General features: G+C 47.7%; 12 protein-coding genes. 6 read left to right on the forward strand and 6 right to left on the reverse strand.

The features are described from left to right. Nucleotides 1-35: 35 nt before the first annotated feature. Nucleotides 36-1,238, reverse strand: coding sequence for a DUF763 domain-containing protein (locus K1Y79_RS21430; RefSeq protein WP_220252242.1), 1,203 nt, complete (start codon nucleotides 1,236-1,238; stop codon nucleotides 36-38). Nucleotides 1,239-1,252: 14 nt separating this feature from the next. Beyond that, a complete protein-coding gene (locus tag K1Y79_RS21435; protein WP_220252243.1) occupies nucleotides 1,253-1,921 on the reverse strand; it encodes an MgtC/SapB family protein in 669 nt (222 codons plus the stop codon). Nucleotides 1,922-2,031: 110 nt separating this feature from the next. On the opposite strand from K1Y79_RS21435, the gene K1Y79_RS21440 reads away from it, so the two are divergent. From K1Y79_RS21440 to K1Y79_RS21450, 4 genes are all read left to right on the forward strand, one after another. After that, nucleotides 2,032-2,283, forward strand: a complete 252-nt coding sequence (locus tag K1Y79_RS21440) for a hypothetical protein (protein ID WP_220252244.1) — start codon at nucleotides 2,032-2,034, stop codon at nucleotides 2,281-2,283. Between the two features lie 101 nt (nucleotides 2,284-2,384). Further along, nucleotides 2,385-2,642 carry a hypothetical protein gene (locus tag K1Y79_RS21445; RefSeq protein ID WP_220252245.1) on the forward strand — a complete coding sequence of 86 codons (258 nt, stop codon included), beginning with the start codon at nucleotides 2,385-2,387 and terminating at the stop codon, nucleotides 2,640-2,642. Nucleotides 2,643-2,710: 68 nt separating this feature from the next. Next, nucleotides 2,711-2,935: a pantoate--beta-alanine ligase gene (locus K1Y79_RS29565; RefSeq protein ID WP_394370779.1), complete on the forward strand. Its 225-nt coding sequence runs from the start codon at nucleotides 2,711-2,713 to the stop codon at nucleotides 2,933-2,935. A 107-nt stretch (nucleotides 2,936-3,042) separates the two neighbouring features. After that, entirely contained in the window at nucleotides 3,043-4,833 is a 1,791-nt protein-coding gene (locus K1Y79_RS21450; RefSeq protein ID WP_220252246.1) for an ABC transporter ATP-binding protein, read from the forward strand. A 185-nt stretch (nucleotides 4,834-5,018) separates the two neighbouring features. Here the strand turns inward: K1Y79_RS21450 and K1Y79_RS21455 are convergent, their stop codons facing one another. Continuing rightward, a complete protein-coding gene (locus K1Y79_RS21455; RefSeq protein ID WP_220252247.1) occupies nucleotides 5,019-5,495 on the reverse strand; it encodes an acyl-CoA thioesterase in 477 nt (158 codons plus the stop codon). 26 nt (nucleotides 5,496-5,521) lie between these two features. Next, nucleotides 5,522-7,999, reverse strand: a complete 2,478-nt coding sequence (locus K1Y79_RS21460; RefSeq protein WP_220252248.1) for a TonB-dependent receptor domain-containing protein — start codon at nucleotides 7,997-7,999, stop codon at nucleotides 5,522-5,524. A gap of 145 nt (nucleotides 8,000-8,144) precedes the next feature. On the opposite strand from K1Y79_RS21460, the gene K1Y79_RS21465 reads away from it, so the two are divergent. Further along, complete coding sequence (locus tag K1Y79_RS21465) at nucleotides 8,145-8,906, forward strand: DUF695 domain-containing protein (protein WP_220252249.1); 762 nt, start codon at nucleotides 8,145-8,147, stop codon at nucleotides 8,904-8,906. A gap of 109 nt (nucleotides 8,907-9,015) precedes the next feature. Next, the gene (locus K1Y79_RS21470; RefSeq protein ID WP_220252250.1) at nucleotides 9,016-11,058 is read left to right on the forward strand and encodes a BamA/TamA family outer membrane protein; all 2,043 of its coding nucleotides are present in this window, start codon (nucleotides 9,016-9,018) and stop codon (nucleotides 11,056-11,058) included. On the opposite strand, the gene K1Y79_RS21475 is transcribed toward K1Y79_RS21470, so the two are convergent. Next, nucleotides 11,044-13,389 carry an FdhF/YdeP family oxidoreductase gene (locus tag K1Y79_RS21475; RefSeq protein ID WP_236059765.1) on the reverse strand — a complete coding sequence of 782 codons (2,346 nt, stop codon included), beginning with the start codon at nucleotides 13,387-13,389 and terminating at the stop codon, nucleotides 11,044-11,046. The two genes, K1Y79_RS21470 and K1Y79_RS21475, sit on opposite strands and share 15 nt — an antisense overlap. Nucleotides 13,390-13,407: 18 nt before the next feature. Next, nucleotides 13,408-14,268 carry a formate dehydrogenase accessory sulfurtransferase FdhD gene (gene fdhD, locus K1Y79_RS21480; RefSeq protein ID WP_220252251.1) on the reverse strand — a complete coding sequence of 287 codons (861 nt, stop codon included), beginning with the start codon at nucleotides 14,266-14,268 and terminating at the stop codon, nucleotides 13,408-13,410. Nucleotides 14,269-14,279 lie beyond the last annotated feature (11 nt).

Raw genomic sequence — 14,279 nt, forward strand, 5'->3', positions numbered from 1 at the left:
TGATATAACGCTATATCAGTAGATATGCTTTTACCCTAAAACAGGCTAAGCTGGGATCCACCTTTAGGCTTAGGCGGCATAGCTTTACCCATAACTGTTCGTCCTCCGTGCTGCCACGAACGCTCCCTTTCCTCCCGGATCAGGTCTTCCAGCCGCGCATTCGGAATAAAATCCTTCTCAACACGCTCTGCCAGTACTGATAATTTCCGTATCGCATCCTGTTTATCAGACTGGCCGATCCTGGCCTTGTTCACAGCATCTTTCAACACACTGATTGTTTCGTCGTATACGTTCACCGGGACAGGGAAGGGGTGACCGTCCTTTCCGCCATGCGCAAAGGAGAAGCGAGCTGGATCCGTGAAACGGGAAGGTGTTCCGTGGATCACTTCACTGACCAGCGTCAAAGACTGCAATGTTCGCGGACCAACCCCTTCCAGTAGTAACAGTGATTCAAAATCATGCAGTTGTCTTTCATGCGCTACGGCCAGTACACTGCCTAGGCGCTTCAAGTCTACGTCTTTCGCTTTCACCTCATGATGGTCAGGCATGATCAGTTTCCTGATTTCGGGTAGCAGATGAGCAGGCTTCTCCTTAACAAGCTCCAGCATCCCGTTTTTAGTGGCATTTGCTTCAGGGTCGGTAAGATTCAGAATCAGTCCCTGGTTTTGTCCGTAGATAAATGTATGGGGTGCTTCTGTAAACTTTTCAAATGCAGTCGAGTGCCAGTGATACCGGCGGGCCATCCCGTTAGCGTCGTTCATGCCCTGTTGTACTACCGCCCATTCACCTTCGTCAGATACAATAAAGGAGTGGAGGTATAGTTGGAAGCCATCCTGGATAGCTGTATTATCGACTTTTGCCGCCAGCTTACTGCTACGCACCAGTTCCTGCCCGGGTAAGCCGGTTTTCTCCGCAATGGCCAGCAGTTCCGCAGGCGTCTGTCGGGAGTGCTTACCCTTGCCTCCGCAGAGATAAATACCCAATTCGTGGGCTTTTGGATTCAATGCTTTTTTCAGTGCTCCCAGTACACTCGTCGTAATCCCTGATGAATGCCAGTCCATACCCATCACACAGCCTAATGCCTGGAACCAGCAAGGATCGCTCAATCGTCTGATAACTTCCCCTTTACCATAGTCTGCGACGATAGTTTCGATTATTGCTCCACCTAACAGACTCATTCTCTGAGCCAGCCATGGTGGTACGTGACCGTAGTGTAAAGGAAGATCAGCATGCGGCATATTGTATTCTCCTACTATAGCGGGTTTGCCTGTACGGCAAAATGAGCAATATTGTTATCTGACAGCAGCAAAGTGGTAAGTCCGGCAATCTCCTGTGGTTTACCGCTTACCTCAAACTTGTCTTCTATCAGGGTGTCTTTTTTAGTCTGTATAAGCAGTTTATACCTGATGTTCCGACTGCGGAACATAGTAATGATGTCTTCCGGTGTATACTTATCAGCAGGGTAGGTGATCGTGTAGATTCGCTTTTCCCGCCATTGGCTAATATTGCCTTCCAGCGCTTTCAGGCCTAAAAGGAGGAATAGTACTAGCACCAGGGAGAAGGCCGCCAGTACATAGTGGCTCAATCCAACTGCAATGCCTAGGGCCGCGGCAATCCAGATCGTTGCAGCGGTAGTGATACCATCTATGGTAAAGTCTCCCTTGAAGATAACGCCTGCTCCGATAAAGCCTACGCCAGTTAAAATGTTGGAGGCCACACGGTCAGGACTACCGGGATACCCCAGTTCAACTGACAGGATGGTGAACAGAGTACTTCCGAGACAGATCAGAGTCAGGGTACGCATACCCGCTGCTTTATGCCGGTATTCCCGTTCAAGTCCTAACAGTCCTCCTATAAATACAGAAGCGACTACTTTGACGAACTGATGTTGCTCAATATTTTGAAAAATATGTTCTTCCATATAGCTGTTCAAACACAAATGTACGCCTTGGCATAATTCTTTAGGCATATTGGACGAATTACACTTCTTTATAAGTTTATTGTTTAACCTGGATAAATAAAAAGTTAATCATGAGAACGCAAAACAGAGACCTCGGTAATAATGCAATAACCCTACGTCTGGCCCTCTATAAAATTGGTATTACTACTTGTTTAGCTATTATACTGAGCATCTTCCTGTTCTCCTGCGGTAGCTCCAGGGAAAGTAGCACTGCTACTGATACTTCCAGCATCATTCAGACAGATACCTCCAGCACCATTGATACAATGAACCGTGCAGGGGATACTTCTTCTGTAAGACCTGATTCTATGCCGATTAAGTAACGGTATGTGTGTCAGGCGTTTATTTTCGTCTACTAATTGTGGAATTTTCTACAGAGACATATATGTAGCAACTTGTATTTGTTAACTGACAAACGTGGTTTATGAAAAAGACGCAAAAAAATTACTTTCTCTTCGCGCTGATGATAGCGGGAGGTACCTTCCTGGCCGCATGCGGTGATGGCGGAGGAAATCATTCAACTGACTCGACTTCTGTAGGAGGTTCGGATAATGCAGCTGTAACCCCAGATACAGCTCCGGCTGCTGAGGTTCCGCCAGGCGCTATCAATCCAGGAGAAGACTCCGCTAGATATGGAGTTAATCCTGGCGATTCCAGCAGGAACAGAACTGACAACAGGTAATTACGATAAAGCTTGCGGGTACCGTTACTTATCATCTGATAATAGCTGCCTGGTGGTCGTTGGCGGAGATGGTCAACACCATTAAGACCCCAAATAATTTGAACGACGTAGATTGGCTATTTAAGTCGTCATTACAATACTGTATTAGAGTTATAGCAGTTGTATTCGTAAACGGACTGACGTTTTTAGAACAAACTCAGTTTACGCCATACAGGCGTACATTCGTAATTGACTATCGTCTTTTAGAAGAAGGAGGCCTCCGGGTCTCCTTTATTTATTTACAGCAAGCATAAAATATTTACCTTTCCTGCCCGTCATCACCTATACAACTCAGATTAAAGCCTGATTTTTTAATAATCCGGATAGTTTATTCCTCCTTATCCGTAACTCCTGGAAACAGATGCAAGAAGAAAGTACACAACAAAAGAAGCCAATTCGTGCAGCCGCACTTAAACGAACATTGAGACTCTATAAATATGTGAAGCCCTATTGGCCGGCATTCGGACTTGGCCTATTTTTCCTCTTTGTTTCGAGCGCGGCCAACCTGGCCTTTCCAAAACTACTTGGCGAACTTGTTGACGCTGCCGGTGGTCAGCGGATAATCAGTAATCCGCACCGCATTAACCAGATTGGGCTTTGGCTGGCTGCAGTCCTGATCGCCCAGGGTATATTCGGCTACCTGCGTATCATATTGTTTGTGAATGTGACTGAGCGATCCCTGGCTTCCTTGAGACAGCATATTTACAATCATCTCATCAGGTTACCTATGCGGTTTTTCCTGAACCGCCGCGTGGGTGAACTGGGTAGCAGGATCTCTTCAGATATCTCCTTACTGCAGGAAACCTTTACAACTACCATTGCTGAATTTATCCGTCAGGTGATCATTATTGTAGGAGGCATCGCCTTGTTACTGCATACCTCCGTACAGCTTACCCTTATGATGCTGGCTTGCCTGCCGGTTGTGATGGTCATTGCATACTTCTTCGGTAAATTCGTAAGGCGCTACTCAAAACTGGCACAAAGCCAGGTGGCCGAAGCCAATACAATTGTTGAGGAAACATTGCAGGGAGTATTGAACGTCAAAGCCTTTGCCAACGAGTTCTTTGAGATGAAACGTTACCGGAGGAAGATCCTGGAAGTAGCAGCTACCGGCATGAAAACAGGTAAATTCAGAGGTGCGTTCGCCGCCAGTATGATTATCGGCGTATTCGGTGCCATGATTGCTGTGATCTGGAGAGGGGCGTTACTTATTGCCGAGGGGCAACTCGATCCGGGCATGCTGCTATCCTTTGTACTCTACTCCAGCTTTATAGGCGGCTCCGTAGCCGGCCTCGCAGAAGTTTATACCAGTATTCAGAAAAGCATAGGCGCTACTGAGCATTTGCTGGAGATACTTGACGAACCGGCAGAACCAATTGAGGAAACCACTATGGTAGCCGCAAAAGATCATCTTACGGGACAAATATCATTCGACAATGTCAGTTTCCACTACCCAACCCGGGAAGACCAGGCCGTATTACAAAACGTCTCCTTCGACATTGCTCCAGATCAGCAGATTGCGTTGGTAGGTCCTAGTGGCGCGGGGAAAAGTACAATTGTCTCCCTGCTATTACGCTTATATGATCCGCAGGAAGGTACAATAAGGTTTAATGGAAAGGACGCTTCTACATTCCCGCTTTCTGCGCTACGCAGTCAGATGGCAATTGTCCCACAGGATGTCTTCCTCTTTGGAGGCACTATCCGGGAGAACATTGCTTATGGTAAACCGGGAGCTACTACGGAGGAAGTAACCGCCGCTGCCCGGCAAGCCAACGCCTGGGAATTTATAGCCCGCTTCCCTGACGGACTGGATACTGTTGTAGGCGAGAGGGGGATACAGCTTTCCGGCGGACAAAGGCAACGCATCGCCATTGCAAGAGCAGTGCTGAAGAACCCACGTATACTCATCCTTGACGAGGCCACATCCGCACTCGACTCAGAGTCCGAAAGACTTGTGCAGGATGCATTGGAGAAGCTGATGGAAGGCCGTACCTCTATTGTGATTGCCCACCGCCTGAGTACTGTGCGTCAGGCAGATAAGATCATTGTACTGGATAAAGGAAAGCTCGTGGAAGAAGGCACTCATCAGGAGTTGATATTAATGGATGGTGGATTATACAGAAGTCTCAGTGAAATGCAGTTCTCTCACTAAGCATAGAAGGCTGCTCGGCTAACAGCAAAATATAACATCCTCGTTAAGCGCGTCCGCTGATTAAATTACATCTTCCTATAAAAAGCAAAAAGGGAACACTTAGTTCCCTTTTCTGCTTTTATATATTATGAACACCGCCTCAGATATCCGCTGACTTCCCGGTCTCAGTTTCCAATGATCGAAGCTTACATGTAAGGCTTCATCTCATCTTCGATATTCTGTCTCAGCGCCATCAGTTTCTTTGCGTAGTTCTCCATTTCGATAGCTGCCGGCGTTTCAGGAACCCATTTAGGTACTGGGACTGTTTTACCATTATCATCTACAGCAGCAAATACCATCACACAGTGAGTAGTTTTGACACGCTCCTGCCGCCGTGGGTTGCCCGCCTGCACGTTAATGGCAATATGCATACTTGAATTACCTGTATAGATGACGGAGGCTGTAATCTCCACCATATCTCCGATAGAGATTGGTTTAAAGAAGCGGATACCACCCACATACACCGTAACGCAATATTGTCCGCTCCAATTGGCCGCACAGGCATACCCTGCCTGGTCAATCCATTTCATTACGGCACCTCCATGCACTTTTCCTCCAAAATTAACATCTGATGGTTCTGCAAGAAACCGCAGCGTTACGGTATTATTGATAGTATCAATCATAAGTAAATAGGTTTTGGACGGCTAAATTAAAACTCTTCTTTGTTTTCCTGCTGATCATCTTTTCTGCCGCCTTTCCGTTTGAACAGTTGTGTATCCATTTTACCAAAGCGGTAGGATACGTTCAGTCGCAGCTCGCGGGTTGCACGCTTGCGGTATCTTTCCTGTTCAGAAAATGCTGTAGTAGTATAGGACAGGTTACGGTCTGTATTAAACACGTCATTCAGCGCCAGGGAAACCACCAGGTTCTTACCCTTCAGGAACTCTTTACGTAGTGCTACGTCCGCAGAGTACTGCGCCGCTCTTTCTCCCTGTGGCAGTATCTGTTTTGATTCGTAGTTACCGGTTACCTGCAAAGAAGTGTTCCATCCCAGGCGGGTGTTACTGTTTACTTTACCAAACCATATAAAGCCCTGATTAGTAAGGTTGTTCTGCAGGTTGTTAGCATTGATTTTTGTCTGCGCGATATTCAGGTTACTGGTAATGTCCCATCCCTTCATCACCTGGTTACGCACGGTAAACTCAGCGCCATAAGCATTACGGCTGTTAGCATTCACCGGGTAGGATAAGACCACCTTCTGTGACTGTCCGTTGATGGTCAGCGTTGTATCGGTCGAGAAATCAGTGATAGCTTTTTCTGTATTTCTGAAGTACAGGGATACCAGCACGTTATGTTTTCGATTGAAATCTTTCAGATAGCTCAATTCGAATGAGTTGGTAAACTCAGGCCGTAGTGCCGGGTTACCACGGCTTGCGCTTTGACCGGTGTATTCCAGATTTGGCAGCAGATCGCGGAACCATGGACGGCGTATACGTCTGCTATAATTCAGCTGCAGCTCATGATCGCCCTTGAATTTCTGGGAGAGGAACAAGCTGGGAAACAAGCTGATAGGATAGTCTATTTTATAACTGTTCTTATTGATGCTGCGCATTTCTCCATCATAAAAGGACTGCTCTGCACGCAGACCACCCTGGTATCCGAAGTTGCCAACGGTGCCTGCATAACTCACATAAGCTGCATTCACAGTCTCTGAATAGCGGTAGTCATTCGACAGCGAAGAGTCCAATACATACTGCCCGGTAGCGTAGTCTCTGCCCATTGTATTCAGCTCATTATTAAACTTGCGGGTAGTAGTACGAAGACCTGCTTCGAGTTTGGTGTTCTCTGTCAGCGGATTTACATAATCGATCTGGCCTGTAATGAATGTAGTATTTCCAGCGCCCCGTCCGTAACGTGCCTGCGGCAGGTTAGGCGAATCGATTGGTTGTTTGTCAAGATTATAGTATTGCAGGGAATAGTCTGATCTGTCTTTGGAATTAGCCCTGTTGTAATTGAAGTCAGCAGTCAGTTCATGGCCCTGTTTGGCAAAGGTATGCTTGTACCCGATCTGAGTGCTATAGTTACGGAAGTTTCGGTCATTGTTGTCGATACCGGTTCCATAGCGAATCTCTCTTCTGGCTTCATCCAGATCATGTAGCCGGAGGTCGCTGTTATCCTTAAAATCACCTGCGGTAATACCTTGTGCAATAGAGATGGTGTTTCTGTTGTCCATGAACCAGTCGAAACCGATACGTCCGTTTTGGAAGCGGCGGCTATTGTCGCCATCATTGTACTGGTCCAGGTATGTAGTAGTGTCTGCCCCAAGGTTTTTACGGAAGAGGTGCGAGTGTGCACTACCCTTACGGCTTCTCAGGTTATAACTGAGTGACAGGTTGAATTTCTCTCTGCGGATATTGATGTCCGTACCGAAGTTTCCACCGCCGAGGGTCGATAGGCCGGCATTGACCTGACCATTGATACCCGCTCTGCGGTTCTTTTTCAAGACAATGTTCAGAATACCGCTGACACCCTCTGCATCATATTTAGCCGAAGGGTTAGTCACCACTTCTACAGTGGCGATCGCATCTGCCGGTATCTGATCGAGGGTAAGGGTAGTAGGACGGCCATCCACGAAAATGGTCGGAGAACCATTACGTACACTTACATTCCCATCAATATCAACGTTCACAGAAGGTACCTGCTTCAATACGTCGGTAGCAGTACCACCTACGCTGGCAATGTTCTTATCCACATTGAAAACGCGTTTGTCTATCGCCATCTGAAATGCCGGACGCTCACTTACAACCTCCACAGCGGCCAGAGCTCTTACATTTGCACTCAGTTTAATATTACCAATATCTATACTATTATTTTTTCCGGTAAGTGAAATTGTTTTATAAGCGGTTTCATATCCAATGAAATTCACCTTCACGATATATTTCCCTAAAGGAATTTCGGGAAAATTAAAGTCACCGTTAGGTTTTGATAGCATGCCGGTAGCCACGCTGGAATCTGCCGCACGAAGCAGCGCAACGGAAGCGTATTCAATAGGTGCGTTGCTAGTTGCATCAACGAGTTTTCCGTATAGGGAGCCGTTTTCCCCTGGTTTCTGGCCAGGTTGCTGTGCGTGGACGACAGTGTAGAATGAGAATATCATTCCCAAACATAAAGAGACAATTTTCTGCATGATCCTTATTAACTTTTCTTAAAATAGCCTGTAACTAATATAAAAGTAGTCCCATTTAAAAAAAGATTGAGGCACTAATGGATGAATGGCGCGAAGGGTTATGTATCTTTACAGCCGACAGTTACATTTTTCGAATCAATGCATTATGCCTGACGCTTACCAACCTGACTGGGACATATACACTTGCCATATAGAAGATAAACCAGCAATTATCGGGCTGGATCTTGGTTTACGCCGCTTCGCTCCGCTGAGCAAGAAGCCGTATTCTCTTTTCATAACAGTGTATCTGAATCAACCCAGGCCAGACGGATTTCCTCATGGAGAAGAGTTCTCCATGCTGGGTGAGATTGAAGATTGGCTGGTACAGGAACTTGAAAACTCCTTAAAGGCACATTTTGTAGGCCGTACAATGTCAGACGGCATTAGAGACTTTTACTTTTATACGTCAGATATCCAGGACTACGAACAGTGTATTGCCAGCGCAATGGCCCGCTTCCCGAATTACAGGTACGAATGCGGGATGAAAGAAGACAAAACATGGGAATTATACTTTGACTACCTGTTCCCCGATGTTCAGGAGTTCCAGCGTATCCAGAACCGCAAAGTGTTGCGCACGCTGAAACAACATGGGGATATTGCTGAAAGGGAACGTGTCGTAGACCACTGGATTTACTTCTCCGCCGAAGCCGAGAGAGAAATCTTTGGTCAACAGGTACAGCGACTTGGCTTTGCCATTGAAGCGCGCCCGATCGATGAAAAAGGTCCGCAACCCTACGGGCTGAAGCTTTCCCGTACAGACCGTACAGACGAAGAAAGTATTGACACGGCAGTAATGATGCTGTGGGAGCTTGCTCAGGAGATGAATGCCCGCTATGACGGATGGGAAACCGTGATAGTGGCACAATAATTAGTTATCTTGTTACAACTGTTACCTATTCTTTACGTTAGTAAGGAAGAAGCTTGCTTATTACTTCTGAGAACGAGTGAGACAATCGCTAAAAATATTAACATATTTTTTGATTTGCTGTTGCCTGGCCTTTGAAATTTTAGAGGCGCATGGTCATCCCGGACGGAAGCTGCCCACCCATACTTCCGTCGTACGCGATACCATTATTCCGGTAAAGCCTTCCGTGCCGGTCATGCCGGCAGCGGAAGATACCATCTTCCCCACATTCCCGGTCATACCCGTGGTACCCATCGTACCGACTATTCCAGGCGATACGGTCGTACCGGGAGACGTTATCCTGGAAGGCGATACCATACCCGTATCTAAAAAGTACTCCAACTCCTGGTTCGGACGTATGCGCGTATACCGCGATTCGTTACGCAGTAAGCAATACCGCGACTCCCTCATCCGGAAGGTAACCCGCCAGGATGTGCCAGAACCGCCGGTAACCGATAGCAGCATCATCAAAAGTGAACTCTACTTCAAACCTTACAGTGGTAAGGTGATCCGCGACGTCTATTTCCGCCGGGTAAATGTATTTGGACCCAGCAATATCAAGGATACCACTTTCTCCACCTCCATGAAACTGGTCAACCTGGCTAACCGGTTACACTTCAATACCGAAGAATGGGTCATCCGTCAGCAACTCTTCTTCAGGGAAAATGATACCCTCAATCCCTACGAGATGTCTGACAACGAGCGTTACCTCCGTAGCCGTCCGTTCATCCAGGATGCCCGGTTATATATAATTAATACCGGCGCTTCGGAAGATTCTATTGACTTGCTCGTAGTTACCAAAGACGTATTCGAATATGGCTTTGACCTCTCCAGGCTCAGTACTTCTGGTATCCGTGCCAGTGTATCCAATGACAACCTGTTTGGGGCTGGCCAGGGGGTACGCATCGGCGGCTCCTGGAGTGGTAATGATAATCCGCCTTTCGGCTCTCAGGCCAGATATACTAAAAATAATATTCTCGGGTCTTTTATTGATTTTTCCGGAGGATATACCACCCTCAATAACTTTAACACGCTAGACTCCGGCACCTACGAAGGCAGCTATTATTTCGCCTTCGACAGGCCTTTGTATAAAAGCGGGGCTAAATGGCTGGGTGGTGTCAGCTTCAGTACCAATTACTCCATTAATATGTTTAACCGGTCAGATACACTCTACCGGGATTACCAATATAACGTCCTCGATATATGGGGTGGTTACAATATCCTGAAGCAGGACAGCCGCAATCCTGGTTCCAGGCGTCCCAACGTCGCCCTGCTCGTCAGGCACTTCAATCTCTTATTTACCAAGCGACCCACGCAGGAACAGTATAAGCTGGATCCATTGTATAATAATCACCGGTATTATCTGGCACAGGCGGTCGTATTCCGGCAGGAGTTTTTCAAAACGCACCATTTCTTCGGATTCGGCCGTACTGAGGATATTCCCCTTGGCTATACCGCATCGGCTACCGCCGGATGGGACACCTGGAAAGGACGTACCCGTGGATACGTTGGCGTGGAGGGCGAGAAATTCTGGGTAACCCGCGGTAAAGGAATTATCTACGGACAGGCAGGGCTAAGTACCTTCTACCAGAACTTTGTGGCAGAAGATGCGGTCATTCATGCGAAGCTCGAATACTACAGCCGGGCATTCCGGTTTGGCCGCGGCTTACTACGTCAGTTCCTGTACTTCGATTATCTGGGTAACCTGAACAGGTACTTTTACAGACCCTTGAATATCAACAGGGAAGTCGGGGTATGGGGCTACCGTGACGTACCTTTGAGCGGCTACCAGCGATTAAATCTGCGCACAGAAACGATTTATTACAGTCCATTGAAAATCCTGGGATTCAAGTTTAACTTCTTTACCTCCATACAGGCATCCCAACTTAGCTTCCAAAGCAATAATCTGCTCAAGAATCCTGTCTATACCGGCTTAGGACTTGGTGTAAGGGTCAAGAACGAAAACCTGTCACTGAATACCATGCGATTTTCGGCCAACTACTATCCGAACGCGGCGCATCCAATGCGCTCATTCTTCTGGGAAGCCACAACGACCGTTGACTTCCGCTTTAATATCTTCTCCCTGCGGGCACCGGCATTCTTACAGTTCAGATGATTTCCGGATCTTAATAATCACAAGTTTGGACGTGGGCGTATTGCTTTTATCGGCAACGCTGTTTAGTGGTACCAATGCATTAGCTTCCGGGAAATAGGTTGCCGTACATTTCTCCGGGATATTATAAGCAATTACCAGGAATCGATGCACGATTCGTTCCACTCCCTCATAGGTATTGATCAGATCTACCACATCATTATCCCGAAGTCCTGCCGCCTTTATATCTTTCGCATTCATCAATATCACTCTTCTTTCCTGGTATATTCCGCGATAGCGGTCATCCAGGCCATAGATAGTTGTATTGAACTGATCATGACTACGGATGGTCATCATCATATATTCGTCTGCTGCCAGTTGCTGTTCAATCACCGTAGCTACATTGAAGTTGGCCTTTCCTGTGCTGGTCACAAACTTCCCGTCACGGGCATTATTGGGCAGATAGAATCCACCTGGATGTCTGACCCGGGTATTATAATTAGTGAATCCGGGGATAACCTTTTCTATATCCTCCCGGATGTAATCATAGTGTTTGAGGTAAGGCTGCCAGTTTATTTTTGAGCGGTTACCCAGCGTAGCTTCTGCCAGCCGGCAGATAATGGCCGGTTCACTAAGCAGCTGGTCAGATACCGGGGGCAGATTCCCTTTGGACATCTGTATCACGCCCATAGAGTTTTCGCAGGTGACAAACTGCTTTTCTCCCTGTTGAATATCCTGGTCACTGCGGCCCAGGGTGGGTAGAATGATGGCTTCCCTGCCATGTACCAGGTGACTGCGATTCAGCTTGGTAGATACATGTACTGTCAGCGCACAATTGCGTAATGCCTGTGCTGTGACTACGGTATCCGGAGTAGCAGACAGGAAATTACCCCCCATAGCAAAGAAGACTTTCGCTTTTCCATCCCGCATGGCCCTGATAGCGTTTACGGTATCGAAGCCATGTTTGCGCGGAGGGGCGAATCCATACACCGCCTCAATGGTATTCAGCAACACCGGCGAAGGCTTTTCATAGATACCCATTGTCCGGTCGCCTTGTACGTTGCTATGTCCGCGTACGGGGCAGGTACCAGCGCCTGGTTTGCCTACGCTACCTTTCAGCAGCAGCAGGTTCACGATCTCCTTGATAGTATCTACTGCGTTTTTATGCTGTGTCAACCCCATTGCCCAGCAGGCTACGATCTTCTTCTTATGGAGCAGCATTGCTGCCGCTTCTTCTATCTGTCCCACGGGGATGCCTGCGGCAGCAGCCAGCTGGTCAAGTTGCAGCTCACGCAGATGGGCTATATAGCCTTCGGCGCCACTGGTATGATCCTGGATAAACTGGTGATCGAACACTGTGCCGGGTTGCTTGTCTTCTTCCCGCAGCAGCAACAGGGCGATGGCCTGTAGCAGGGCCATGTCTCCGTTGATCTTTACCTGGAGGAAAAGGTCCGTCAGGTGAGTAGGCACGTGTAGCATTCCCTTAACCGTCTGGGGATTCATGAAATTCAGCAAGCCTGTCTCCGGTAACGGATTGACCGCAATGATCTTTACGCCATTCTTCTTTGCTTTCTGCAGGGCAGACAGCATACGGGGGTGATTCGTACCTGGATTCTGGCCTAATATAATGATGACTTCTGCCTCGTACAGGTCATCCAGTGTAACAGAGCCTTTACCGATACCCAGGGTGTCTGACAGTGCAACCCCACTGGATTCATGACACATATTGGAGCAGTCAGGCAGATTATTCGTTCCATACTCCCTCACGAACAGCTGATACAGGAATGCCGCTTCATTGCTGGTACGTCCCGAGGTATAAAATATAGCTTCATCGGGTGAGGCAAGCGTATTAAGATGTTCCGCGATCTTCCCGAATGCCTGTTCCCACGAGATAGGACGATAATGGGTCGCATCCGGTGCCAGGTATACGGGCTGCGCTACACGTCCTTTTTTCCCTATTTCGTAATCAGTGAGTTGCCCAAGGTCAGCGACGCTGTTCTTTGCGAAAAATTTCGCATCCAGTTTCTTACTGGTAGCTTCTTCTGCCACAGCTTTTGCGCCATTTTCACAGTATTCTGCTACGGCAGAGCGTTCATCATCGGGGTCGGGCCATGCGCAACCGGGACAATCGAACCCGTTCTTCTGGTTCAACTTGAGCAGGGCTTTCATGCCACGGATAGCATCCATCTCCTGCAGGATATGTCGGGCACTGGAGATGACTGCAGGCAGTCCTGCGGCGGCTGATTTAGGTTTACCCAGCCGGACATGTCCGGTAAAATGTGCAGGATTCTGGGAAGCGTCGGTATGTTCGTGGCTCATAAGCGGCTCTTTCAATGAGGTATGTTGTTCTGGCATCCCATAGGGATAAGACGGCTATTTGTTGTCAGACACTGACTGATTAGCAATCATAATCCTATGTTCGCCATGATAAATATTAAATCGTTGTTCTCTGAGAAATCCAATCAGGGTAATATCCCATTCACGGGCCATTTTCACCGCCATACCGGAAGGTGCACCGACGGCGGCAATGACTTTGATTCCTGCCATGGCAGCTTTTTGAATAAGTTCAAACCCTGCACGACCGCTGAGTAGCAGCAGGTATTGCTCCATTGGCAGCAACTGCTGGCGAAGTGCCGCGCCAATCAGTTTATCGACAGCATTATGTCTGCCAATATCCTCCCGTAATACCTGAAGTGCTCCTGAGTGGTCAAACAGCGCGGCCGCATGTATACCGCCGGTATCGTCGAAGAGCTGTTGTTGCTGCCGCAATATATCGGGCAATTGCGTGATCAGCGATGACGACCATGATGTAGTCACTGTGTCCCCTTTATTTACCGCTACTCCAGTATACACCGCATGCAGGTCGGGCTTGCCGCACATGCCACAGGCAGCACTTGCAACGAAATTCCGTTGTGCACTGGCAAGTAATGGCTCCACCTCTTCGTTGAGGCTAACCAGTATGATGTTGGTCGTCTCACTTTCTGAGCTGACCGCTTTAATGTCCTTCCCGGTTTTGATAATACCTTCTGTAAACAAAAAGCCCGTTGCCAGTTCTGCGTCCTGCCCTGGAGTTCGCATAGTTACCGCAATAGACTGTTGTTGTCTGTTTTCAGCCGGTCCATAGATAAGCTGTATTTCCAGCGGTTCTTCTGCCGCCAGTACATCGTCTGTTGCCGTTACAATGGTATCCTGTACTCTAGTGATGCGCGTATATGAAATGGCAGGGTTTGACATATAGTAAAGTT

Origin of the sequence: Chitinophaga rhizophila (assembly GCF_019492185.1) — a bacterium.
GTDB lineage: Bacteria > Bacteroidota > Bacteroidia > Chitinophagales > Chitinophagaceae > Chitinophaga > Chitinophaga rhizophila.